We start from the raw sequence: 24,841 nt of genomic DNA, 5'->3' as shown, positions 1-24,841 counted from the left end.
CGCGCTGCGCCCCTTCCGGCGCGCTCGCCGGCGCGGCGCTGCGGGTGGATTGCAGCGCCGCAGCGCCGGCGCAGCAGGATGCGGCTTCATGGCCGGCGTGCGCATGGGAATGATCATGGGCATCGTGGCCAGCGGCGTGATCGTGGCCACATGCGTGCCCAAGGTCATGGTCATGGTCATGGGCGTGGTCATGGTCATGGGCGTGGTCATGGGCGTGGTCATGGGCGTGGGCGTGGGCATCGTGATGGTCGTGGCCACATGCCTGCCCGTGCCCGTGCCCGTGCCCGTGCCCGTGCCCGTGCCCGTGCCCGTGGTCGTGGTCACGGTCATGGGCGTGAGCTTTGCCATGATCGTGGCGACATGCGTGCCCGTGATCATCGTCATGCTCGTGCCCATGATCATGATCGTGACCGTGGGCATGCTCATGGTCGCGCCCTTTGTCGTGCTGATGATCGTGCCCCTCGCCGTGCTGATGGCCGCACCCGTGCTCGTCGGCACCAGCGCCCGCACGGCCGCGCGCGCGATCCTCGTCTGCGTGCGCGTGGGCGCAGCCGCAGGCGTGATCGTCCTCCGCTTCATCGAGCGTGACTGCCGATTCCGTCAAGCGCGCCGCCGCAGCGTCCCGCCCTTCGTCGCGCGCCCGAAAGCGTTGCGCGAGCACAAACCGCGACCAGAAAGCCTGGACCATGGCCGATTTCTCCCAAAAGTGACAGAATCATTGGACAGCCTGTAGCCGCTACAGGGTCAAGCCATTTTTGGAGAACTGCGACCATGAGAATCGGTGAACTGGCGCGCCAGGGCCATTGCGACGTCGAAACGGTGCGCTTCTACGAACGCGAAGGTCTGCTGGACGAGCCGGCGCGCGAAACCAACGGATACCGCAGCTACACGGGCGCGCATGCCGCGCAGCTGAACTTCATCCGCCACTGCCGCTCGCTCGGCATCGGGCTCGCCGACATCCGGATGCTGCGGCGCTACCAGGCCGACCCGGGCCAGCCATGCGACGAAGTGAATCAGCTGATCGATTGCCAGATTGCGCGCATACACGAGCAGATCGAGTCGATGCGCGTGCTCGAGCAGCAGTTGCGGACGCTGCGCGATAGCTGCAACGCCCATCACAGCAGCAGCGCCGAGTGCGGGATCATGAAGAATCTGGAGCAGCCGATAGACGAAGAAAACTGCTCCTGCCACGCGGATGCCGCGCACGACGACGCAGCGGCGAAGGGATAAACGCAAACGGGGCGGGCGGTGCGCGGCTGGCACGCGCACCGCCCTTTCAGGGCCGGCTCACACTAATAACGAAAGGCCCCGGCCCTTTGAACCGCTCCAGCCCCTCAGGGAGCCGAAGCAATCACCTCAGCCACCGCAGCGGTGAGCTTCTTCGCGTACGGCACGTGCAAGAATTCGTTCGGCCCATGCGCGTTCGACTTCGGCCCGAGCACGCCGCACACCATGAACTGCGATTTCGGGAACCCTGCCTGCAGGACGTTCATCAGCGGAATCGTGCCGCCCTGGCCGAGATACGCGCAGTCCGCGCCGAAATGCGTGCGCGAAGCCGCGTCGAGCGCCTGCGAGAGCCACGGCGCGACCTCCGGCGCGCTCCAGCCGTTGGCCGCGCCCGTGTCGGGCTTGAAGGTGACTTTCGCGTTATAGGGCGGATCGAGTTCGAGCAGCGCCTTGAGCTCGGCGACGGCCTTCGACGCCTCCACCAGCGGCGGCAGCCGCAGCGAAAGCTTGAACGCCGTGCGCGGACGCAGCACGTTGCCGGCGTCGGCGAGCGCGGGCAGGCCTGCTGCGCCGGTCACGGAGAGCGAGGGCCGCCACGTCGAATCGAGCAGCGCCTGCTGCGGGTCCGTCGTCTTGGGCAGCACGGGGCGGCCGTCCTGGCCGCAGGCCCAGGGCAGCCCCCGCCAGACGCTCTCGCCAAGAATCTTCGCCGTGGCTTCGGCCTCGGAAAGACGGCTGGACGGAATCGCGCAATGGAAGCCCTTGGGCAGGAGCGTCCCGCTCGCGGCGTCTTCGAGCCGCTCGAACAGCTGGCGCATCACGCGGAAGCTCGACGGCGCAATGCCGCCATAGGAGCCCGAGTGGATGCCCTCTTCGAGCACCTCGACTTCCAGATCGCCCGATACGAGACCGCGCAGCGAGGTGGTGAGCCAGAGTTGATCGTAATTGCCCGCGCCCGAGTCGAGACAGACGACGAGCCCAACATTGCCGAGGCGCTCGCGCAGCGCGTCGACGTAGGGCAGCAGGTCGTAGCTGCCCGACTCCTCGCAGGTCTCGATGAGGCCCACGCAGCGCGGGCGCTCGATGCCCTGGGCGTCGAGCGCCGCCAGCGCCGTGACGCTCGCGTAGATGGCATAGCCGTCGTCGGCGCCGCCGCGCCCGTAGAGGCGGCCGTCTTCGAGCTTGGGCGTCCAGGGCCCGAGGTCGTTGCGCCAGCCCGCGAATTCGGGCTGCTTGTCGAGATGCCCGTAGAGCACGACGGTCTCGCTGCTGCCCGAGCGCGTGGCCGGTACCTCGAAGAAGATCACCGGCGTGCGGCCCGGCAGACGCACGATTTCGAGTTTCAGGCCGCGCACGGGCTGTGTTTCGGCCCATTTCGCGGCGTCCTGCACGACGCGCTCCAGATAGCCGTGCTTTGCCCAGTCGGCGTCGAATGCCGGGCTCTTGGCCGGCACCGCGATGTAGTCGGTGAGCGCCGGGACGATTTCGTCGTTCCACTTGCGCTCGACGAACGCACGCAATGCGTCGTGATCCAGTTGGCGGATGTCCTCTGTCGTGTCTGAGCTCATGGTGCGAATACCGTGCGGGAAAAACACAAATCATAGACCCGAACCCCACTGTGCCGACAGGCCTCCGTCACAAACTCGCCATGCGCTGGCCATCCGGCCAGGGACTCGGAGCGCTCCAGGCACGCGCGGCCGATCCGCGCGACAATGAACGATTGGGGGCATGACGCCCCGTTGGGAAGGACCGGCTATGGTGAGCCATTCCGTCTTCGAGATCATCGTTCTGCTGGCAGCGGTCGCGCTCTATTTCCTGCCTGCGCTGATCGCGGACCGCCGCAGGCGTGACGATTTGCTGACGATCGCCCTCTTCAACGCCGTGCTGGGCTGGACGGTGTTCGGCTGGCTGCTGGCGCTCTACTGGTCGCTGCAGCCGAATCCGCCGAAGGACATCGGCGGCAACGTGAAGGAAAGAAAGCGGCGTCTGGGCATGCTGGTGTTCTCCCGGCGGCTCGACGACCGCGTCCACGCGCGCGAGGCCCGCGAGTCCGAGCGCGGACGCTCCTCGCGTTGAAAGCCGCCCCGCGACGCATCCGGGTACCCGGCGCAGCAGGCGCAACGCGCGAGCAGCGCCTTCGCGAGACGCCTGTCCTGGCCGAACGGCCAAACCGCGCGACGGGCCGCGCATGCGCCTCGATTGCATGAAATAATCACAGACATAGCCGCCGTGCACGCGGGTTCCCCACCCAGCGTGTCCCCACTTTTCCCAGTTGCTTGACCCGCAGGACCACGGAGCCCGCCATGCCCCATGTCGCCCCGCTGCTCGCCTTTGCCGCCGTTGCGCTCGGCATGGCGCTCACGCCCGGACCCAACATGATCTACCTGATCTCGCGCTCGATCTGCCAGGGCCGCAAGGCGGGCCTGATCTCGCTCGGCGGAGTCGCGCTCGGGTTCATTTTCTACATGCTGTGCGCCGCGTTCGGCATCACCGCGCTGCTGATGGCCGTGCCCTTTGCGTACGACGCGCTGCGCCTCGGCGGCGCGCTCTATCTGGCCTGGCTCGCCTGGCAGACGCTCAAGCCGGGCGGGCGCTCGCCGTTCCAGGTGCGCGAATTGACGCCCGACCCGCCGCGCAAGCTCTTCCTCATGGGCTTCGTCACGAACCTGCTGAACCCGAAAGTGGCGATCCTCTATCTCTCGCTGTTGCCGCAATTCATCGACCCGGCCAAAGGCAGCGTGCTCACCCAGTCGATCGAGCTCGGCGCGGTGCAGATCGCGCTCTCGGTCAGCGTGAACGCCACCGCGGCAATCACGGCCGGCACGATTGCGTCGTTCCTGTCCCGCCGGCCAAAGTGGCTGGCCATCCAGCGGTATCTGATGGGGACGGTACTGGCCGGATTGGCCGTACGGATCGCTGCCGAAGGGCAGCGTTAAGCGATCGCTTGAATTAGCGGCTACCCGGTAGGCGGCAGGCCACGGGCGGCCATGCCGCCCCGCGGCACCGCACGCCGCCGTTCAGCGCTTCACCAGCAGGCGCAGGCGGCCTCAACGGGCCTCAAACGCGCCCGTTGGCGCGCGCTGCCGGCATGCGCAGCTTGACCGAAGCCGCCGAAATCAGGCGCGGCTCGCTCTGCACCATGTCTTGCGCAAACATGTCCTGGCGCAATTCGCCCTGATCATCGAACCACTGGCAGATCAGCCAATGGCCACTCGCAAAGCCCACAGGCCCTGCGTACATGACCGTCATGCGCGGTCCACCCGATTTGAGGGTGACTACGTCGCCAACGCTAGCCGTGGCGGTGCTTTCGTTTTCTGCAAGCTCAATGGACGTATCCAGCATGGCATTACCTCCCAGGCAGGTCGCTCTTCGAATAATGCCCGACGCGGGTTCCCCTCTCCCGCACGCAGGCCTCGTTTGTCGATAATGTTATTCGGGCGACCGTTAATAAGTCCGGCAAGACTAACAACGCGAAATAAAGCCTGCAAGCGATTTTGACGCAAATACGGGAAAACCGTTATTAATCCACCGGGACTGGTTCCGCATAATCGCGCCCCGCACGACAGTCCGGCCCGGCGGGCCTTCAGGCCTTACCGCGAGCCTGCACCGCGCAAACAGTCAGATTATTTCATGCATGCAAGGTCGATTTGAGCCATGCGCAACCCGACTTTAAGGCGAAAATCGTCCACCCGTTTTATTTTTCGCCTTGAATCGATCCGATATTTGTGCGCTGCAATGCGCGACATTAACCGTTTGGGTAAAAAGCCTTCGCCTGAAATATGGCCGTCATGATTATGGGCCGCCTTAAAAGAAAAAGCGCCTCGCCCAGTTGACCTGGACAAGGCGCCTGATGGCGCCGGACTCGTCGCCGCTTCGCGCTTACTCGGGGAACGGCAGCGAAGTCTGGCCTTCGGCGCGCATGCCGAACACGTTGAGCGTCATCGCCACGAGCGCGTAGTAGCCGAGCAGGCCGACGAGGTTGATCGTGGTCTCATGCCCGAAGCGCTCCACCGCGCGCGCGTAGGTCGCGTCGGAGACGCGCTTCGCGTCGTAGAGCTCCGTCACGAATGCGTAGATGAGCGCGTCGTCGGCTTCGTCGAACACCGGCTCGGCGCCGGTGCGGATCTGCTCCGCCAGCGCCTCGGGCACACCCGCCTTCAGCGCGATCGGGTAGTGGATGTACCACTCCGCCTGCGCCTGCCAGCGCGCCGCCGTCACGAGAATCGCCAGCTCCGAAAGGCGCAGCGACAGCCCCGTGTTGTAGCGGCAGAACGCGCCCAGACGCTGCGCATGCTGAGCAAGCTCCGGGCTGTGGATCCAGCCAAGGAACGGCCCGTTCAGATTGCCACGCGGGCCGGAGAGGATTTCGTCGAGCACCGCTTTCTGCTCGGCCGTCGCGCTGGCCGCGTCGAAGGCGCGCAGGCGCGAGTTCGGGGGTTGCGTCATCAATGGGCTCCGGGAAAGGAAAAACGCGGACAAGCGTATCAGGCGGCGTTGGCCACGCCTGTCGCGCTCAGCGCTGCGCCAATCGCGGCGGCCAGGCGCTCCTCGATCGTATCGATGTCCTGGGCCGTGCAGATGAACGGCGGCGCGAGCAGCACATGATCGCCGTTCTTGCCGTCGACGGTGCCGCCCATCGGGTAGACCATCAGGCCGCGCGCGAACGCCTCGCGCTTGATGGCCGCGTGGAGCTTGAGCGCCGGATCGAAGGTGGCCTTCGTCGCGCGGTCTTTCACGAGCTCGACGCCCACGAAGAGGCCCCGCCCGCGCACGTCGCCCACATATGGATGCCCGGCATAGCGCTCGCGCAGCCGCGCACGCAGTTGCTCGCCGCGCGCGAGCACGTTCTCGAGCAGCTTGTCTTCGGCGATCACGCGTTGCACCGCGAGCGCCGCCGCGCAGGCCGTGGCGTGGCCGATATAAGTGTGGCCATGCTGGAAGTAGCCGCTGCCGCCCACGATGGTCTCGTAGATGCGCTGGCTCACGAGCGTCGCGCCGATCGGCTGATAACCCGCGCCCAGGCCCTTCGCGATCGTGAGCAGATCGGGCGCCACGCCATCTTCCTCGCACGCGAACAGATAACCCGTGCGGCCCATGCCCGACATGATTTCGTCGAGCAGCAGCAGCACGCCGTAGCGGTCGCACACCGCGCGGATCTTGCGGAAGTACTCGCGCACCGGCGGCACCGCGCCGGCCGTTGCGCCCACCACCGTCTCGGCCACGAAGGCCGCGACGTTTTCCGCGCCGAGCTCGAGGATCTTTTGCTCGAGTTCGTCGGCGAGGCGCTGCGCATAGGCCTCGTCGGTCTCGCCCTCGTGACGCTCGCGGTATGCATAGCACGGGCTCACGTGATGCGATTCGATCAGGATCGGCAGGAACGGCTCGCGGCGCCACGCGTTGCCGCCGATCGCCAGTGCGCCGAGCGTGTTGCCGTGATAGCTCTGGCGGCGCGCGATGAAGTGGCGGCGCGTGAGCTCGCCCTTTTCCACGAAATACTGGCGCGCGAGCTTGAGCGCGGCCTCGATCGCCTCAGAGCCGCCCGAAACGAAATAGACGTGCTCGAGCCCCGCGGGCGCCGCGGCGATCAGGTGATCGGCGAGCTGCTCGGAAGCCTCGGTCGTGAAGAACGAGGTATGCGCGTATGGAAGCTGCTGCGCCTGCTGCTTGATCGCATCGATCACGCGCTGATTGCTGTGGCCGAGGCACGAGACAGCCGCCCCGCCGCTCGCGTCGATATAGCGCTTGCCAGTGGAATCGATGATCTCGATCCCCTCGCCCGCCACCGCGACGGGCAAGCTTTGCTTCGGCATCCGATGGAAGACTTTCGTGGACATGGGTTTTCTCGCTGAAATCGCTGAAATCGGGTTGATCCGTTGAAGTTGATCCGATGACGCTCGTGAAACGCTTTACGCTGAGCGGCCTGCACCGCCCTTCACGCCGCGCGCTCGACCTGCAGGCCCAGCGTGCGCACGCCGTCCTGCCAGACGTCGAACGTCACGCCGCGCGGCTCCACGCGCATGCAGGCCGTGGCGAGCGTGTTTTCCTCGTCGGGATCGCAGGGGTCGTCGCGGTAGATCGGCAGGCCCGCGCCCGCGCGGTCTTGCAGCGTGCGCACGAACGCCTCGCCGTCTGGCTGTGGGCCCAGCGCCGGCAGCAGTTCGGCGAGCCGTGCCTGGCGGTCGCGCGAAGAATCGGTGACGATCTGCGCCTCGTTCTCGCATCCCGCGTGAATCAGGTGGTTGGCGTGCCCCGAAGGGGCGCCCACTTCAACGATCGAGCTGCGCTGCGCCGTGGCTTCCACGCTATAGACGCGCACCTGGCCCGCCGCATCGGTGCCGCCGACCGTATGGTGAAAGCCGCTCGCGCGCGGCGTGTCGCGCAGCAGCGTCAGCGCGTCGGCGAGCGTTGCCGCATCGAGCACGGCGCGCGCGAGGATCATGCGCGGCACGCCCGCACGCGGCTCGCGAATGCGCACGTTGTTGATGGCCTGCGCCAGCCCCGCACGCGAAGCCGCGAAGGTGTGGCCGGGCAGCGACCCGGGATAGTAGAAGCTCACGAAGCCGGGCTTGCCCAGGGGCTCGACCTCGACCACGGCGCAACGCCCGCGCAGGTACGGATCGCCGTCTTCATTGTGGGCGATCAGGCCGGCCTCGGGCGTGCGCACCGCGAGCGTCGTGCAGCCGTCCGGTGCGTTGTGGATCAGCTCGCCGCGGCAATTCCACAGGAACAGATCGTGCGCCGGCCAGTCGAGCGCCGCGGCCATCGCGTCGATTTCCGCGACGTGGGCCGGAAAATGCCGCTCGGCCGCCGCGCGCAGTTGCTGTGCAAAGGCGCTGCCGCGCCAGCGGCTTACCGCGGCCCACGCGCTGCTCTGCGCCATATAGGCCGCGAAGACGGGCTTCGCGAGTTCGCCGAGCCGCCGCCCGATCGCCTCGGGCGTGCCGGCCATCCGGAGGGCCGGCCCCCGAAGAATATTGAGTTCCTGCATCGAAATTTCCGCCTGAATGCCTGAAACGGCCGATGTTCGATTTATACGCCACGCAACATATGTTGTCAAATTAAATGCATCTCGCAACAAATGCAATCTGCGATGCGAAAAAAATCCGCCTCGGAGGGCGGCTTTGCGAACAGGCGGGCGGGCCGCATGACCAGGCAGCGAGCGAGCCAGGACTCCGCTGCCTGACAACTGCGCGGCGGAATCTGCACCGCTTCACGGCACATAAGCCCCACGCGCGTTGAGCGTACGCTCGGACTGCTCGAGCTGCGCCACGGCGCCCGCGCCCTCGAGCGCGAGCAGATGCGCGACGAGCGACTCGGAGAGCGCCATCGCAGCCACCAGCGAAGGAAAGAACGACGGGCTTTCGTGCGTGAAGATCAGCACCTTTTCGGCGTTCAGCGCGATGGGCGAGACGGCGCTATCGGTGATGGCGATCAGCCGGCTGCCTTTTTCGAGCGCCGCCTCGGCCACGCGCACAGCCTCCACCGAGTATGGCGCGAAGCTCACGACGATCGTCGCGCTGTCGCGCTCGATGCCGAGCAGCTGAATTTCGAGCGTGCCGGCCTCGCCGCCCAGCAGCGAGACCGAGGGTCGAAAGAGCCGGTAGCCATACACGAGGCCGAACGCGACCGCATAGCACGAGCGAAAGCCCGCCACGTGCACGTGCTTCGCTTTCTTCAGCACGCGCGCGGCCTCGACCATGGCGCGCGTGTTGTGCGCGGCGCTCGCTTCGAGGTTGTGCTGCTGGGCTTGCAGCAGATCGTGTGCGAGCGCGTCCTTCGCGTTGCCCGCGACGAGCGAGCGGGCACGGCTCGAAAGCGGCTCGGGACGCGTGCGCACGCGCGCGACGAACAGGTTGCGCAACTCGTTCCAGCCCGGAAAACCGAACTGCTGTGAGAGCCGCACGAGCGACGCGGGCTGCACCTGGGCGCGCTCGGCGACCTTGCGCATCGAAGAAACGGCAACTTCGTCAGGATGGTCGAGCAGGAAGGCCGCGCCGGTCTGGAATTGCGGGCTCAGTTCCGAGAAACGCGCGCGGATGAGCGCTGCAAGCTGGTCGAAGCTTTCTGGCATGCGGATGGCTGACGGGCGGTGGACGACAACAAATGTTACCACCGGTGTTGCGAGATGTTGTGAAACGCGACTGGCAGTGGTGTTTCGCAAACGATTCCTGTCTTGTCGCAATTCAACCTGTCCCAGCAATATCTCGCAAATCAAACTGGCCTGAGGCTCACGAGACCAAACAAGGATTCGCAATTCAAACTGGCCTGATAGCGGTAACCCATTGATTCGAAAACACGCATTCCGAGCTACCGTGAGGCACCGAACATGCGCGGAAGAGCGCCGCATGGGCGTTGCAATATTTACAAGCGAGAGCGCCTTCACCCAAACGCAAATCCGGTCGACGCAGACCGCCGTAAATTCAATGGGTTAGCTAAAGCACTTGCAAACAAAACTGGCCTGCGAGGATGCAGTTGCAAGCGATATCTGGCCCGACGAATTTGGCCATAGTCTATTGATTTCAAAGAATTTCCCCCAAGCCACAGAAGAGATGCCCTTTCCCGACAGTTAGGATGCAATCAGACCCAGCCGCATTGCGCGTAGCCAAGTTGAGCCGAACTGAGTTCAACAACGGTCTCTTGAATTGGCCGCTGGTTAGTTAAGCAGCCAAGTACGTACGAAGCTCCTTCTCAGTTCGAGCTGAGTCAGGGTCGTCGATAGAGACAACAGCATCGATGGCGCGCACGTAGTCTTCGGACAAGGTCGCTTCCCATGCGCCCACCAATACGTGCTCCGCGAAGATGGCGCCATAGACTCTGTCGTCGGCCATTCCCGTGTGCTCGCAATCGCATTTGCCCGAACCGTCCCATTGCAGGCTTGCTTCAATAGTAGAGCGCGCCCGCGCCGGGCTTGGACCTGACGCTACCATCAACCGCCGCCGCCTCTTTCAATGGTCGTGCCTCCAATCGCCGTCTCGATGGTCGTGGTGCCAGTCGCCTCGCGAGCCACCGCCGTCGCGTAGATGCCCGCTTCAAGTTTGCTGCCGCTGATTTCACGCCGCGGTCAAAAGAGACTTGGCCTGCTCAAGAAGAGCGTGCGACGCGGCAAATTCATTGCGCCCAGCCATTGTGAGGGCCGCGTGGCCAGTGCGTGCAAACAGCTCGTCATTGGATGTTGCAACCAGATGCGAAGCGGAGACAATCTGGTCGTACCGACGAAAGAGTTCGAGCATCTGGAGCGCGTCTGCCCGGCGGTCCTGCGGACCAGCCGTGGCGAGAATTTGCGCCGCCGCTGCTAGTTGTCGCGTGACCAGCAGGAATTCAGAACGGTCCATGGCACTTACCTCATATGATGCCGTCGCCGGCTGTACGAAGCGTCTGGCGACAGGGTTTCCGATTCTGGAACTGGCGAAGATGTGGTGCTTCAATTGCCGTCCTCCAGCACAAACAGCGTCCTCGTCAGGGTCGTCCACGCGACTTCGCTTGTCTCTTCGGGGTTGGCTACAAGTCACATTCCCTGGTCTGGCTGACTAAGCTGTCAGCAAGCACCGCAGGGAAATATCTGATGAACAGTCTGCTTCCGGAAGCCGGCCCGACTTCGATTGACACGTGCGAAAAGGCGGCGACGCCCTGCAGCGCGAGTTGCTAGCCTTCCCCCCGTCCATGTACGCCGTTGATGGCGCCGACGCCGCCCAGCTTCACCCAGTCGGCCAGCTTGGGGGCTTTCTGATTCAGTTCGCGCACGGACGTTTCGCACAGAAAGATACGAACTGGTCGCTTCCATACGCCTGTGCCCCGTCGTAGTAGTCACGGAACTAGCTGCCGATTCTCATATGCTCGTTGTTTGTAGATGGACGTTCCCGTTTGCAGGCGCGGCCAGCAAGCGGGGCAACCACGGCAAAGCGGGTGGAGTCAGTCGTGCGCGGCGACTCTGCCGGACTGAGCCTGACCGGAGACGAGACACGACGAGCGGAAGTTCTCGTGTTGGCGAGCGTCTAAATTTGACCCACTGTTTTCATCTAAATTTGACCCACCCCGAGACAGCGTAGTACATCTACGCCGATGTGGATAACTCTGCGTTGTCAGCCTCCTTTGTCGTTCTCTTCCTGGTTGTCCGAACCTTGGCTGAGCTCTCCTTGAAGCGCCACGATTCATTGCCGGTCTCGACGATGTGGCAATGATGCGTGAGGCGGTCGAGCAGTGCCGTGGTCATCTTCGCGTCGCCAAACACACTGGCCCATTCCCCGAAGCTCAGGTTGGTGGTGATCACCACGCTGGTGCGCTCGTACAGTTTCGAGAGCAGATGGAACAGCAGCGCTCCAGCGCTCTGGCTGAACGGCAGGTAGCCCAGTTCGTCGGGATCACCAGATCCGCATGCGTGAGCCGGTGGGCAATCTGCCCCTGCTTGCCCGCCGTTTTCTCCAGTTCCAGCGCGTTGGCGAGCTCGATTGTGGAGAAGTAGCGTACACGCTTGCCGTGGCGCTGCACCGCCTCGATGCCGATGGCGGTGGCCAGATGCGTCTTGCCCGTGCCCGGTCCGCCGATGAGCACGACGTTGTGCGCACTCTCGAGGAATTTCAGCTGGTACAGATCCCGGATCAACTCCTCATCGACACGAGCTTGCGTGAAGTCGAAGCCTTTGAGGTCGCGGTGTGCCGGGAAGCGTGCTGCCCCCATCTGGTAGGCAATCGAGCGGACCTCGCGCTCGGCGCCTTCGGCCAGCAGCAACTGCTGCATGAAGCGTTCGGGATCGAACTCGGTATGGCGGGACTGCGCGTACAGCTCGGACCAGCTGCTGGCCATGCCGTGCAGCTTGAGCGCCTTGAGGCGGGCGATGATGTCGTTAGACATGGCGATTCTCCGGTTCAGTGACGCGCAGGCGCTCGTAGCGACCAACGTCTGCGGCGGGCTCCTCGGTCAGATTCAGCTGGGTGGTAGCTGTGGCGCGGCTTGCAGCCGGGGCCTTCAGGCGGCTCAGCACGTTGAGCACGTGATCGCCGCTGGGCCGGCCCGAGTCGAGTGCGGCCTGGACGGCCTGCAATACTGCATCGAGCCCGTGCTCCCGTACGGCGCCCAGAACCTGCGTCATGACGCGATCTCCGCCGGGATGCCTCAGCAGGTGTCGCTGCAGTTCCTGAAGGGGCTGGGGCATCGTCGCAAACGGCGCGCCGTTGCGCAGCGCGCCGGGCTTGCGCTCGACCAGCGTGATGTAGTGCTGCCAGTCGTAGAACGTCAGGTGCCGCTCGAAGCTGCGCGTGTGACGGGTGATTTCCCGGTCATCGACGACGACGCTCAGCAGCGCCGGATAGCAGCGCACGCTCACGAGCTGGTTCACGAACTCGGTCGGCACGCTGTAGCGGTTACGCTGGAAGTGGATCAGGCCCGTCGATGACACGCGCAGGATCTGCTCGACGTAGCCGTCGAACGGGCGGGGGTTGGGCATCAGCCGTGTGCGTTCATCCTCAAGCACATCCTCGACGCTCAGCTCCGGCCACTGCGGGTGCGGCATCTTCCACGCCTGGCGGCACCGGTCTGCGACCCATGCGTTCAGCGCCTCGAGCGAGTCCCAGCGATGCTGCACGGCATCGTGCCAGATCTGCCGGCGCTGGTCCTGCACGTTCTTCTCGACGATGCCTTTCTCCCAGCCGGCGGCACGGTTGCAGAACTCCGGCTCGAACAGGTAATGGCTGCACATCGCCTCGAAACGGGCGTTGACCGTGCGCGCCTTGCCGCGCCCGACCTTGTCTACGGCAGTCTTCATGTTGTCGTAGATGCCACGGCGCGGCACGCCACCGAAGGCGGCAAACGCCCTGGCATGCGCATCGAACAACATCTCGTGACTCTGGGTCGGGTAGGCCACCAGCCAGAACGCGCGGCTGGCGTTCAGCTTCACATGGGCGACCTCAAGGCGCCGGCGCAGCCCGCCCACGAAGGCGTATTCGCAGCTCCAGTCGAACTGGAAGGCCTCGCCCATCTCGAACGCCAGGGGAACATAAGCCTGGCGGCGCGGAGCCTGCGCCTGCCGCTCGCGCCAGCGCCGCACGAATATGCTCACACGCGTGTAGCTGCCGCCGTAGCCCTGTGCGCGAATCGCCTCGAACATGAAGCGCGCCGTGCGGCGCTCGCGTTTAGGCCGGTGGCTGTCAGCCTTCAGCCATTCCTCAAGCTGTCCAGCCCATGCGTCTACCACGCTCGGACTGACCCGTTTCGGGTACTTCGGCTCCGCTGCTTCTGGTTGGCGTAGCCACGTGCGGATCGTGTTGCGCGACAACCCCGTTCGTCGCGCAATCTCCCGCAGCGGCACCTTTTCGCGGAAATACATCCGCCTGATCTTGGCCAGCATACCCACCGTGATCACCTCTGTATCCCCTGCTCAAATAATGAGCAGGACATTCAATCACGTGGGTCAAATTTCGATGCAAATCACACCGCTAGGTGGGTCAAATCTGCTCGCCCGTTAACAGCTGTCAACCATGCGCCGTCGGCGGGTGGCGTTGACGGTGGCGGCCGGGTGGCAATCGAACACGCATTTCGTCTAGGCCTTCTAGGGGCGTCGCGCCGCCCGATGAACGAGATCTTCGGAGAGCGAGAAACGATGGAGCTGAAGAAAATCTTGCGGTTCGTTCAGCTCCTCTAATTGTCCACATCTTGTGCAACTGCGATACCTCGTTGCAGCGCCTGCTTTCTATACTCTCGGGGCGTTGCGCCATAGACCGCTTTGAACGATTGACCGAAGTGGGTCAGATTGTTGAAGCCCCACCCGAATGCAATGTCGCTGATGGGACGGATCGCCTGTCCGCGATCCGCCAGATCCCTCGCGCACTTCTGCAGTCGACGCTGCCGAATGAAGCGTTCAACCGACTGGCCATCCCCGGCAAAAATAGTGCTGAGGTAGCGCTTCGAGATCCCGAGATGCTCCGCCACGTCTCCAGGCGAAAGCCATGCACTGCGAAGATTGGCTTCGATGAATGCGCGTCCACGATGGGCTAGCATCGACCGGGTTACGGATGTTTTTCTGGCGTGGCCATCATCGGCTAACGAGGCGAAAGCCATCACGACCATGTCCAGCGCCTGTTCGCTCAGCCGCTGTGCGACTATGGGAGCGAACAACTCGAAGTCGCGTGCCAATGAGGTGATGAACTGCTTCGTAATCCTGCCGAGCGGGTTTTGGGCGGGCACGACCGTCGCCGTCAAACGCTCCAGCGCGCCAACCTGCTTCCGGAACAACGCACGAGGTACCTGAAGGACGAGTTGGGCCATCTCGTCACGGAAATCCATATGGAAAGCTCTCGAGGTATCGAGCAAGGTCATATCACCCGTGCGCAAAATGCATTGACGGCTGTCTTGCTCAACGGTCGCCGTTCCCTCAGTCTGAATACAGACGAAGATCTGCTCTTCCCCTGCCTTTGACGCTTCGAACTTGAACATGCTGGTCGGCGTCATCGGGCAGATTTTGAGGGAGCCAAAGAAGGCGTTCCCCTTGGTGCTGCTACATTCCAGGTGCAACCCGCGCCCCCATCTGTCAACGTGTGCACTGGTCAATTGGAGCCCCGCTTTACATCAGCGAGTGGCTGGTGACACCCGGCGGCGACACGGATGTCCCAAGCCATCCCGCAATAGCCGGCCCCGTGCTCAGCCCTTCATCATCATGTCGTTGAACTCATTGACCCACGCGTGCTCGCCCGGGCCCGGGTTCGCGCGCATTTGCACCGCAGGACCGACGAGAATTTCATCGGCGTCCGTGCCGAGTTGTTGCATCGCCCCGGCAATGAACTCGTCGAGCGGCATCGCGCGCTCCTCTTCGCTGCTATTCATCAGTTCGGTACGAACCCACGGCGGCGCGATCTCGACGACCGAAACCTTGCTGTCTTTCAACAGGTAACGCTGCGACAGCGTGTAGGAGTGCAATGCCGCCTTGGTTGCGCTATAAACAGCCGTCACCGCCATTGGCACGTAACCGAGCACCGAGGCCACGTTCGCAATGACTGCGCCGTCTTGCTGCTTCAGATGTTCGATCAATGCCGACGTCATCCGGATCGGCCCCAACAGGTTTGTCGTGACGGTTGAGGTCAGCAGGGTATCGTCAACCGGTCCGGCAGCGCCATCCGGAAGCATGATCCCGGCGTTGTTGATCAGGACATTCAGCTTTGGGTGGTCAGCGATCAGTTTCGCCGCTACCGCTTTGATATCCGACGGATCGGTAATGTCGAGCGCGACCGCCTGCATGCCAGGGTTGGCATCGATCGTGGCCTGCAGCCGATCAGCACGCCGCCCCGAAATAATGACCTGATTGCCGAGTTTGTGGAGCGCCTCAGCAAGCCCGCGGCCGATGCCCGAACCGCCGCCGGTGATGAAAATGGTGTTTCCTGTCAGCTTCATGATGAACTCCTGTTAATAGGGCGCCACAGACCTATGGCAAATTAACACCAACAGTCAAAGTTAATGACGATGTCGAACGCAATCAAGTATGACGATGAGCACCCCCGGCGTCAATGTCGATCACCACTGTCTTTATCGAATAGAGTAGTCACGTGAGCCGAACAATCGGCGGCACCGGCGAACATCGCCCGTGGATAGTGGGATTGCCGTAGCGCCGCCCGTTCATCACCGTGTCGTCAAATAGTGCGGCGCTGCACGATCTGCCGACAAATGGGGGGCCATTATTTTGCGCACGGATTCGTACGCGTCCCACGCCTCTACGGCGTGCAATGACGGGATCGTAACGAGTTCGTGACGGTCGAAGCCCGTCAAGGCCGCGTCGACCATGTCGCTCGGCAGCATGGCAAAACCCGCGGGCCGATGTTCGAGAGGGAAGCTGTCAATCTGCCAGAATTCAGTGGCTGTTGCGCCCGGCAGTACGGCCTGCATCTGGACGCCCTTCGCGGCGAGTTCGTGGTGCAGTGACAGGGTGAAAGCCAGGACAAAGGCCTTGCTGGCGGCGTACACGCCGTTGAGCGTTTCCGGCGAGACGGCGACGAGCGGCGGGATATTGATGATGGCACCCTCGCCTCGCGCCACGAAGCCCGCGACGGCTGCGTAGCTGAGTCGGGTGAGCGCTGTGACGCTCAGTTCTATCACGCGCGTCATCGCTTCGATGTCGCTGTCGAGCAACGGCTTGTGCGTACCCACACCGGCGTTATTGACCAGCAAGGTGACGCTCTCGTGCTGTTCGAGAATCTCTTCGATCCCGGCAAGCGCCGCGCGATCGTTGAGATCGACATCGACGATTTCGACGTTCCGACTCGTTTCGCTTGCCACGCGATCGGCAAGGTCGATCAGCCGGTCGCGGTTGCGCGCGACCAGAATCAGATCGTAGCCCCGGCGTGCGAGGCGGTTCGCATAGATCTCGCCAACGCCGGTCGACGCACCGGTAATGACGGCCGTACCCTGGTAAAACTTGACCATGATGTCACTCCGTCAGACAGGGTGTCGATGCCTGCATGCACCCGTCTCGCCGAGCACGCGTGCCCGATGCGCAGGGGCGGCCCAAGCCGCCCCCAGACTTCAACTCGAAGAAAATCGCCCACGCAGCGACTCAGCGTGGGACGAGGTCGAAGCGGTCGAGGTTCATCACCTTGACCCACGCCGCGACGAAGTCGCGAACGAACTTCGCTTGCCCGTCGCCGCTCGCATAGACCTCGGACAGCGCGCGAAGCACCGAATGCGAACCAAAGATGAGATCGACGCGCGTGCCTGTCCACTTCAAATGTCCCGTCTTGCGGTCGCGCCCCTCAAACACGCCGTGCTCCGCCGAGATCGGCTTCCATGCAGTGCTCATGTCGAGCAGATTGCGGAAGAAGTCGTTCGTCAGCGCGCCTGGACGATCAGTCAAGACGCCGTGAGCGTCCTCGCCAGCGTGGACACCCAGCACGCGGAGTCCGCCTGTCAACACCGTCATCTCCGGCGCGGTGAGCGTGAGCAACTGCGCCTTGTCGATCAGCAGTGCTTCGGCCGGTGCGGAAAACGCACGTTGCTGGTAGTTGCGAAATCCATCAGCGAGCGGTTCGAGCACGGCCACCGAGACCACGTCGGTCTGCTCCTGCGACGCGTCCATGCGGCCCGGCGTGAACGGCACGTTCACCTCCTGGCCAGCCTTGCGCGCCGCCTGCTCGATTCCCACGCCGCCCGCCAGCACGATGAGGTCGGCCAGCGACACCTTCTTGCCACCCGGCTGCGCGCCGTTGAAATCCGCCTGAATGCCTTCGAGCACCTGGAGCACCCTCGCGAGCTGCTCAGGCTGATTGACAGCCCAGTCCTTCTGCGGCGCGAGGCGGATGCGTGCGCCATTGGCCCCCCCGCGCTTGTCGGACCCGCGAAACGTAGAGGCTGCCGCCCAAGCCGTCGACACCAGCTCGGAAACTGACAACCGCGAAGCCGCGATTTTCTGCTTGAGGACAATCACGTCCTGCTCGTTCACGAGCGGGTGATCGATGGCGGGAATCGGGTCTTGCCAGATCAGCGCTTCTTTCGGCACTTCCGGGCCCAGGTAGCGCGCGCGCGGGCCCATGTCGCGGTGGGTCAGCTTGAACCAGGCGCGCGCAAAAGCATCCGCAAACCGCTCGGGGTGCTCCATGAAGTCCAGCGAAATCTTTTCATAGACCGGATCGAAGCGCAGCGAGAGGTCCGTGGTCAGCATAGTCGGACGCAGCTTTCTCGACGGATCGTGGGCATGCGGTATCGTCTCGCCGCCATCCTTCGCGACCCACTGATTCGCACCCGACGGACTCTTCGTGAGCTCCCATTCGTGGCTGAACAGGCTATGGAAGAAGCCCATGCCCCACTGCGTGGGCGTGCTGGTCCAGGTCACCTCCAGGCCGCTCGTAATCGTGTCCGGCCCCATGCCAGTGCCGAAGCGGCTCTTCCAGCCGAGGCCCATGTTTTCCAGCGCGGTGGCTTCGGGCTCGGGACCCACGTTGTCGGCGGGGCCCGCGCCGTGCGTCTTGCCGAAAGTATGGCCGCCCGCAATGAGCGCAACGGTTTCCTCGTCATTCATCGCCATGCGAGCGAAGGTTTCGCGGATATCGTGCGCCGCCGCAACCGGATCGGGGTGCCCGTCCGGCCCTTCGGGGTTCACATAAATCAGACCCATTTGCACGGCACCAAGCGGGCTCTCGAGAGTGCGCCCGCGGTCCGTGCGGCTGTGCTCAGTGCCGTGCAATTCTTCGTCGGCAACGATCACACCTTCGTCTTCGCCACCGGCGGAGGCCTTGCCGTAGCGCGCATCGCCGCCCAGCCAGCTTTTCTCGTTGCCCCAGTAGACATCCTGATCCGGTTCCCACGTGTCCTCCCGACCGCCCGCGAAACCGAACGTCGTGAAGCCCATGGTTTCAAGCGCAACGTTGCCTGCGAGGATCAGAAGGTCGGCCCAGGAAATGTTCTGTCCGTACTTCTGCTTGATGGGCCAGAGCAAGCGACGGGCCTTGTCGAGGCTCACGTTGTCTGGCCAACTGTTCAGTGGTGCGAAGCGCTGCTGCCCGCGCCCCCCGCCGCCGCGACCATCCGCGATGCGGTAGGTTCCGACGCTGTGCCACGCCATGCGGACAAAGAGCGGCCCGTAGTGGCCGAAGTCGGCGGGCCACCAGTCCTGAGAGTCGGTCATCAGTGCCGCGAGATCTTTCTTCAAGCCAGCGAAATCGAGGCGCCCGAAGGCCTCGGCATAGTTGAAGTCTTTATCGAGTGGATTGGACTTGCTGGAGTGCTGGCCCAGCAAATCGACCCGCAGTTGCTTCGGCCACCAGTCGCGGTTCGTCGTGCCGCCGCCCGCGGCGTGGGTGACAGGGCAAGTCTTGCCGGTTGACATATTTATGCTCCTTGCTGTGATTGCTTCTACCCTTCACCATCGACCACCCAAACGTTCTTTCCCGTGGATACGCATCGAACTTAAAGTCAGCATAGCGTGGTACTCCACTACCGACTATTGCGCGCAAGCATCGCAACCTTACCGACTGGTGGCGTTCGCCTCATACGATGGTATAAGTCATGCGCGCCCCTCATGCGGTCACGCGTCAGGCATTGCGGACCGTGCTGCCATCAACCGCGAGGTGGCCCTGCGCGGTTGTCGCCTTTCCGGCCCGCTGGCCGGTGCCGACCAGAGATCAGCACTCGGCCCAATACCCTCCTTTCCGCGCACGCCGTGCATTTTTACCCACTCGTATAATTTTCAACCTAAACGCCGCAAGCTAGTCTGTATAGCGTATCGGGACGATGGTCGAATCCGCTTCTGCGCAACGATCCGTGTCGCGCTCCGGTGCACGTCCGTTCTCCGCCAAGCCATGACCTGAATCATGTACATATATGTCATTCACGTCATAGCCAAACGAAGCCACAATGCACACACGCAATCACCTTCAACCTTCACAACGGAGTGAGATCATGGTTCAGGCACACAAGGGTACCGCCCTCATTACCGGCGCTTCCTCAGGCATCGGCGCGATCTACGCCGAGCAGCTGGCCCGCCGGGGATACGATCTGATTCTGGTCGCGCGCAACCGCGACCGGCTGATCGACCTCGCCAACCGCATCACGAACGAGACGCGCCAGAATGTCGAGATCATCGACGCGGATCTGAACGACCGCGCGGCGCTGGCCGGTGTCGAGACGAAGCTCAGGGAAGATGCGAGCATCACCCTGCTGGTCAACAATGCGGGCGTGGGTACGCATACGCCGCTGCTCGACAGCGATGTCGAGTCGATGACGCGGCTGATCGAACTGAATGTCACCGCACTTACCCGCCTGACCTATGCCGCCGTCCCGGGCTTCGTCGCGCGCGGCAAGGGGGCCGTCATCAATATCTCTTCCATCGTCGCGATCTCGCCGGAGACGCTCAATGGCGTCTATGGCGGCAGCAAGGCCTTCGTGCTCGCCTTCAGCCAGTCGCTGCACCACGAACTTGCCGACAAGGGCGTACAGGTCCAGGCCGTGCTGCCCGGGGCGACCGCCACCGACTTCTGGCAAACCGGCGGACTGCCGATCGAGCACCTGCCCGCGGGCATCGTCATGTCGGCCTCCGACATGGTCGAGGCAGCCCTGACGGGCTTCGACCGGCGCGAACTCGTGACGATCCCGTCGCTGCATGCCGGCGAAGAGTGGGACGCTTACGAATCCGCGCGCCAGACGATGGCCCCGCATCTTTCGACCGACACGCCTGCCCCGCGCTATACGACGGCACAGTAAGCGGCCGGCTTCAGACCCGCGCCGGGCGGGTCTATCATCGCCCGGCCGGTTACACCCGTTTTTTAAATCATAGGAATCCATATCATGACTGCAACCCTTGAAGAGAAGAACACCGCACTCGTTCTCGAGGCCCTGGAAACGCTGTTCAACAAGAAGGACTACGAAAAGGCCGCCGGATTCTGGTCCGACACCTACATCCAGCACAGCCAGCATGTTCCGGCGGGGCGTGAAGGACTCTTCGGCCTGGTCCGCACGCTGCCCGACGTCCGCTTCGAATATGACATGGTGGCCGCCAATGGAGACTTTGTCTGGGTGCACAGTCGATACACCAATTCGGCAACACCGACCGCACTGATCGCCATGGATATCTTGCGCATCGAGAACGGCAAGCTCGTCGAGCACTGGGACGTGCTGCAGAACGAAGCAACGCGCAGCGAATCCGCCGGCGGCTATCCGATGTTCGGCAGCACGTTCCCGGACGAGCAGTAACGCTGGCAACATAACGCTCCATGAAAGGACTACGCGATGAGCACGTTACTCGAACAGGCCGTGCAGGCGCACGGCGGAATTGACAACTGGGCGAAGTTCCGCAGCGTCTCCGCCGAGCTCGATATCGGTGGAGCCGTCTGGCCCCTCAAGGGCCTGCCCGACATGTTCCAGGGCATCGAACTGGCTGCAAGCCTGCAGCGCCAGCACGTCGGGATCACCTCGAAGGGCGCCGCGTGGCGCGGCACCTTCACGCCGGACGTCGTACGCATCGACTCACCGGATGGCCACATCGAGGAACGGCATGCACCGCGAGAGTCGTATCAGGGCCACACCCACCTGAGCCCGTGGGACCGCCTGCATGGCCTGTACTTTACGGGCTATGCACTCTGGACCTACCTGACCATACCGTTTCTCTACACCCAGCCCGGCTTCCAGACCGAAGAGCTGTCCGAATGGCATGAGAACGGCGAAGTCTGGCGCCGCCTGAAGGTGACCTTCCCCGATTCGATCGCCAGTCACGGCCGCGAGCAGATGTCCTATTTCGGCGAAGACGGGCTGCTGCGCCGCCACGACTATACGGTCGACGTGATGGGTGGCGCGCAAGGGGCAAATTACGCATCGAACTACCACACCGTCCGCGGTATCGTGGTCCCGATGTCGCGCCACATCTATGCTTACGACGACGCACGCCAAAAGATCGATGAACCCTTGCTGGTGTCCATCGATTTTCGCAGCATCGATTTCCACACTGAGTAGAAAACCCTGGAGCGCGCCTGCTCGCTGTCGCCGCCTCCATGGCGGTGCTCCGCAACGGGCGCGGCGGTCTCCCCTGGAAATTCAGAACACAGGAAGCGAACATCGTGAGCGAACTATTTGATCTTACCGCGAAGGTCGCCGTCGTTACGGCGTCGACGAAGGGTATAGGTTTGGCCATTGCGCGCGCGTTAGGCGCCGCAGGAGCGAGGCTCGTTATTTCCGGGCGCAGCCATGAATCAGCTGAAGCCACTGCCGCCCGGCTCCGTGAAGAAGACGGATTCGAGGTCACCGCACTGGCCTGTGACATTACGGACCCCGGGAGCGTGCAGCGCTTCGCGGCTGACGCGCTCGCCGCATTCGGCCGGGTCGATGCCCTTGTGCTCAATGCGGCGGGCAAGCCTCCTGTTGGTTCATTGCTCGACCAAACAGCCGATCATTTCGACGAGACGATGGCCAATGGAGTTCGCGGCAGCCTGGCTCTGGTCCTCGCACTTGCACCGCAGATGATCGAGCGAAGGTATGGCTCGATTCTGTTCATGTCGAGTCGTGCAGCGAAACGCGGCACTGGAGTGCTCGGATTGTACGGAATGTCGAAGGCGGCAATCGACCAGCTTGTGCGCAACCTTGCGGTCGAGCTCGGGCCGTCGAACATCAACGTCAATTCAATCAATCCGGGGGCGGTACGCACCGACTTTTCGCGCACGCTTTGGGAGAATCCGGAGCGAGAGAAACTGACTGTCTCGACAATTCCCATGGGGCGCATTGCCGAGCCAGAAGACGTCTCGGGCCTCGCACTCTTGCTGGTCTCCGGTGCTGGGCACTTTATCAATGGCCAAAGCATCAGTGTCGATGGTGGGGCGACTGCTTGAGGCCGTAATCGGCGACACTGAAGACCGGTGCTTCCGGATTCGAGCTGACAAAGTTTGCGGCACGCCTGGCGAGCAATACCGCGATTCCCACGACTGTCATGCAGCGATTCCGGAAAGGCCATCAGGCGTGCTGGTTGAGGCTGGCAAAATCCGCGCCGCGTTCCACGAGTTCGACCAGCAGCGGCGACGGACGCCAGAACCGTGGATCCTCGTTCGCGAAGCGCCGGATATCGTCGAGCACCGAGCCCAGTCCAACGGTATCCGCGTACTTCATCGGTCCGCCGCGAAAGCGCGGAAACCCATAACCATGGACGAACGCGACATCGACATCGAGTGGACGCAACGCGATCCCCTCATGCACGACGTTGGCCCCCTCATTGATCATGGCCGCCATGTATCGGCGGATGATCTCGTCGTCGGAAAAGTCGCGCGGCGTCACGCCTGCTCGACGGCGTTCCTCGTCGATGATTGCCTCGACTTCGGGGTCCGGCGTGCCTTCGCGCGAGCCGGAGGCGTACACGTAGTACCCGCGGCCCGTTTTCTGGCCGAACCAGCCTCGCTCACAAAGGCGGTCGCCGATCTGCACATAGCGGTCTTCCGGATCCCGGGTCACCGCCCTGCGCTTGCGCGTGGCCCAGCCGATATCGCCCCCCGCGAGGTCCGTGACCTGGAAGGGCCCCATCGCGAAGCCGAAATCGCGCAGGGCCTTGTCGATCTGCCAGGGCGACGCGCCATCTTCCATCATGGCATCCGCAGCGGCGCGATAGACCGCGAGAATGCGGTTGCCGATGAAGCCATCACACACGCCCGCGCGCACCGGCACCTTGCGCAGCTTTTTTGCGAGTTCGAAAGCGGTCGCCACGACTTCGGCGCTCGCCTTCGATGGCACCACGATCTCGAGCAGCTTCATGATGTTGGCCGGCGAAAAGAAGTGCAGGCCGATCACATCCTGCGGCCGGGAGGTCGTCGCCGCAAGCGCATCGATGTCGAGATACGACGTGTTCGTCGCCAGCGTGGCACCCGGCTTCAAAACGCGGTCAAACTGCGCGAAGACTTCCTGTTTGATTGCGATATCCTCGAACACGGCCTCGATCACCAGATCGACTTCCGCAAGCGACTCATAACGCGTGCTGCCGCTCCAGCGGGCCATCACAGTCGCCTTCGCGTCCGCACTCATACGGCCACGCTCGACGAGACGATCGTAGACCTTTTCAATGTTTGCGCGCCCGCGCGCAAGCGATGCTTCGTCGCGTTCAATCATGACGACTGGCAGACCCGCGTCGAGCACGGCCACGGCGATGCCCGCGCCCATCGTGCCGCCGCCGACGATCCCCACCTGGTCGATCCTGCGCGGCGCAGCCTGCCGTGTTTCCGGGAGCTTCCACACGTCTCGCTCGGCCATGAACGCGTGGACCAACCCGGCGCGCTGCGAGCTCTCCATGCACTCGAGAAAGAGCTTTCGTTCAATTCGAAGCCCCTCCTCGAACGAATGCTCGAGTGCGGCGCGCACCGCTTCCACAATCTTGAGCGGGGAAACCAGTCCCCTCGTATTCCCCAAGATCGAGTTGTGAGCGGCCTCGAGCTCGGCCGCGGCGGCTGCCTTGTCGGCAAGCCCCGCCGCGTCGCATGTGCGCCGGGGCCGAGCCTTGAGAGCCAGCAGTTCCTGCGTGTACGCCAGTCCTTCTGCCAGCGTGTCCTCGCTTGCCGGCACGCGGTCGACGAGACCCAGTTCCCTGGCTTGCTTCGCGTCGACGCGACAGCCGGTCGTCATCAGGTCGAGCGCGGCACGCACGCCGATCAGCCGAGGCGTTCGCTGCGTGCCGCCCGCTCCCGGCAGCAGCCCCAATTCGACTTCGGGCAGACCAAGCTTCGCACCTGCGACCGCGAGACGATAGTGCGCCGCCAGCGCGACCTCGAGCCCGCCGCCCAGCGCCGCACCGTGAATGGCTGCAACCACGGGCTTGCTGCACGCCTCGATCCGGTTGCAGACCTCGGGCAAGGTGGGGGGAAGCGACGGTTTGCCGAACTCGCGAATATCCGCGCCACCGATGAAGTTGCGTCCCGCGCCAATCAACATCACCGCTTCAACTTGATCGTCGCTTTCGGCTTTTTCGATTGCCTCCGTCAATCCACGCCGCACCGCCGAATTGAGCGCATTGACGGGGGCATTATCAATCGTGACAACAAGGATCTTGCCGCGCCGCTCACACGTCACGGCGCCGGTCTGGCTTTCGATATTCATGGTGGATTTCGCAATCTAATTATTACAATGTCAAGTTTAGTCGTCGACCCGGACAATGCCCGCCTTCCCGCGGGCTGACGGAACGCAG

At 63.4% G+C, this 24,841-nt stretch carries 22 protein-coding genes and 1 pseudogene; 8 read left to right on the top strand and 15 right to left on the bottom strand.

The window, feature by feature from the left end:
• The first annotated feature begins 88 nt into the window (after nt 1-88).
• Nucleotides 89-733 (top strand): hypothetical protein, encoded by a 645-nt coding sequence (locus E1956_RS46870; RefSeq protein WP_134751698.1) that lies wholly within the window; start codon nt 89-91, stop codon nt 731-733.
• 38 nt (nt 734-771) lie between these two features.
• The gene (locus tag E1956_RS18380; RefSeq protein ID WP_134751696.1) at nt 772-1,230 is read left to right on the top strand and encodes a Cd(II)/Pb(II)-responsive transcriptional regulator; all 459 of its coding nucleotides are present in this window, start codon (nt 772-774) and stop codon (nt 1,228-1,230) included.
• 104 nt (nt 1,231-1,334) lie between these two features.
• On the opposite strand, the gene E1956_RS18375 is transcribed toward E1956_RS18380, so the two are convergent.
• Entirely contained in the window at nt 1,335-2,795 is a 1,461-nt protein-coding gene (locus E1956_RS18375; protein WP_134751694.1) for a M20 family metallopeptidase, read from the bottom strand.
• A 187-nt stretch (nt 2,796-2,982) separates the two neighbouring features.
• On the opposite strand from E1956_RS18375, the gene E1956_RS18370 reads away from it, so the two are divergent.
• Nucleotides 2,983-3,303, top strand: a complete 321-nt coding sequence (locus tag E1956_RS18370; RefSeq protein WP_134751692.1) for a superinfection immunity protein — start codon at nt 2,983-2,985, stop codon at nt 3,301-3,303.
• Nucleotides 3,304-3,530: 227 nt separating this feature from the next.
• Nucleotides 3,531-4,163: a LysE family translocator gene (locus E1956_RS18365; RefSeq protein WP_134751690.1), complete on the top strand. Its 633-nt coding sequence runs from the start codon at nt 3,531-3,533 to the stop codon at nt 4,161-4,163.
• A 121-nt stretch (nt 4,164-4,284) separates the two neighbouring features.
• Here the strand turns inward: E1956_RS18365 and E1956_RS18360 are convergent, their stop codons facing one another.
• The 13 genes and pseudogenes from E1956_RS18360 to katG all read right to left on the bottom strand — a co-directional run bounded on the left by E1956_RS18360 (nt 4,285) and on the right by katG (nt 19,024).
• Nucleotides 4,285-4,569, bottom strand: a complete 285-nt coding sequence (locus E1956_RS18360; protein WP_134751688.1) for a YodC family protein — start codon at nt 4,567-4,569, stop codon at nt 4,285-4,287.
• Between the two features lie 537 nt (nt 4,570-5,106).
• Nucleotides 5,107-5,673 (bottom strand): carboxymuconolactone decarboxylase family protein, encoded by a 567-nt coding sequence (locus tag E1956_RS18355; protein ID WP_134751686.1) that lies wholly within the window; start codon nt 5,671-5,673, stop codon nt 5,107-5,109.
• A 38-nt stretch (nt 5,674-5,711) separates the two neighbouring features.
• Nucleotides 5,712-7,061, bottom strand: a complete 1,350-nt coding sequence (locus E1956_RS18350; protein WP_134751684.1) for an aspartate aminotransferase family protein — start codon at nt 7,059-7,061, stop codon at nt 5,712-5,714.
• A gap of 98 nt (nt 7,062-7,159) precedes the next feature.
• A complete protein-coding gene (locus E1956_RS18345) occupies nt 7,160-8,215 on the bottom strand; it encodes a C45 family autoproteolytic acyltransferase/hydolase (protein WP_134751682.1) in 1,056 nt (351 codons plus the stop codon).
• A gap of 222 nt (nt 8,216-8,437) precedes the next feature.
• The gene (locus E1956_RS18340) at nt 8,438-9,298 is read right to left on the bottom strand and encodes a MurR/RpiR family transcriptional regulator (protein ID WP_134751679.1); all 861 of its coding nucleotides are present in this window, start codon (nt 9,296-9,298) and stop codon (nt 8,438-8,440) included.
• Between the two features lie 586 nt (nt 9,299-9,884).
• On the bottom strand, nt 9,885-10,055 hold the full coding sequence (locus tag E1956_RS18335; RefSeq protein ID WP_197732895.1) for a hypothetical protein: 171 nt from the start codon (nt 10,053-10,055) through the stop codon (nt 9,885-9,887).
• 222 nt (nt 10,056-10,277) lie between these two features.
• Nucleotides 10,278-10,559 (bottom strand): hypothetical protein, encoded by a 282-nt coding sequence (locus E1956_RS18330; RefSeq protein ID WP_134751677.1) that lies wholly within the window; start codon nt 10,557-10,559, stop codon nt 10,278-10,280.
• 719 nt (nt 10,560-11,278) lie between these two features.
• A pseudogene (istB, locus tag E1956_RS18325) lies at nt 11,279-12,075 on the bottom strand (IS21-like element helper ATPase IstB).
• Entirely contained in the window at nt 12,068-13,567 is a 1,500-nt protein-coding gene (istA, locus tag E1956_RS18320) for an IS21 family transposase (RefSeq protein WP_418789291.1), read from the bottom strand. The pseudogene istB and the gene istA overlap by 8 nt, the downstream one beginning before the upstream one ends.
• A 290-nt stretch (nt 13,568-13,857) precedes the next feature.
• Nucleotides 13,858-14,730: an AraC-like ligand-binding domain-containing protein gene (locus E1956_RS18315; protein ID WP_256377793.1), complete on the bottom strand. Its 873-nt coding sequence runs from the start codon at nt 14,728-14,730 to the stop codon at nt 13,858-13,860.
• 126 nt (nt 14,731-14,856) lie between these two features.
• Nucleotides 14,857-15,603: an SDR family oxidoreductase gene (locus E1956_RS18310; protein WP_134751673.1), complete on the bottom strand. Its 747-nt coding sequence runs from the start codon at nt 15,601-15,603 to the stop codon at nt 14,857-14,859.
• A 225-nt stretch (nt 15,604-15,828) separates the two neighbouring features.
• Entirely contained in the window at nt 15,829-16,629 is an 801-nt protein-coding gene (locus E1956_RS18305) for an SDR family NAD(P)-dependent oxidoreductase (RefSeq protein WP_134751667.1), read from the bottom strand.
• Between the two features lie 130 nt (nt 16,630-16,759).
• Entirely contained in the window at nt 16,760-19,024 is a 2,265-nt protein-coding gene (katG, locus tag E1956_RS18300) for a catalase/peroxidase HPI (protein ID WP_134751665.1), read from the bottom strand.
• 572 nt (nt 19,025-19,596) lie between these two features.
• Here katG and E1956_RS18295 point away from each other — a divergent pair.
• From E1956_RS18295 to E1956_RS18280, 4 genes are all read left to right on the top strand, one after another.
• Nucleotides 19,597-20,397 carry an SDR family NAD(P)-dependent oxidoreductase gene (locus tag E1956_RS18295; RefSeq protein ID WP_134751663.1) on the top strand — a complete coding sequence of 267 codons (801 nt, stop codon included), beginning with the start codon at nt 19,597-19,599 and terminating at the stop codon, nt 20,395-20,397.
• A gap of 84 nt (nt 20,398-20,481) precedes the next feature.
• Nucleotides 20,482-20,886 carry a nuclear transport factor 2 family protein gene (locus E1956_RS18290; RefSeq protein WP_134751661.1) on the top strand — a complete coding sequence of 135 codons (405 nt, stop codon included), beginning with the start codon at nt 20,482-20,484 and terminating at the stop codon, nt 20,884-20,886.
• 36 nt (nt 20,887-20,922) lie between these two features.
• Entirely contained in the window at nt 20,923-21,642 is a 720-nt protein-coding gene (locus tag E1956_RS18285) for a hypothetical protein (RefSeq protein ID WP_134751658.1), read from the top strand.
• A gap of 104 nt (nt 21,643-21,746) precedes the next feature.
• Entirely contained in the window at nt 21,747-22,511 is a 765-nt protein-coding gene (locus E1956_RS18280) for an SDR family NAD(P)-dependent oxidoreductase (protein WP_134751655.1), read from the top strand.
• Nucleotides 22,512-22,632: 121 nt separating this feature from the next.
• Here E1956_RS18280 and E1956_RS18275 read toward each other — a convergent pair whose 3' ends face one another.
• Entirely contained in the window at nt 22,633-24,753 is a 2,121-nt protein-coding gene (locus tag E1956_RS18275) for a 3-hydroxyacyl-CoA dehydrogenase NAD-binding domain-containing protein (RefSeq protein WP_134751652.1), read from the bottom strand.
• Nucleotides 24,754-24,841: the final 88 nt, after the last annotated feature.

Origin of the sequence: Paraburkholderia pallida (genome assembly GCF_004524855.1) — a bacterium.
GTDB classification, from domain to species: domain Bacteria; phylum Pseudomonadota; class Gammaproteobacteria; order Burkholderiales; family Burkholderiaceae; genus Paraburkholderia; species Paraburkholderia oxyphila.
Note: the sequence above shows the minus strand (reverse complement) of the source record. Positions and strands in the feature narration are given on the sequence as shown.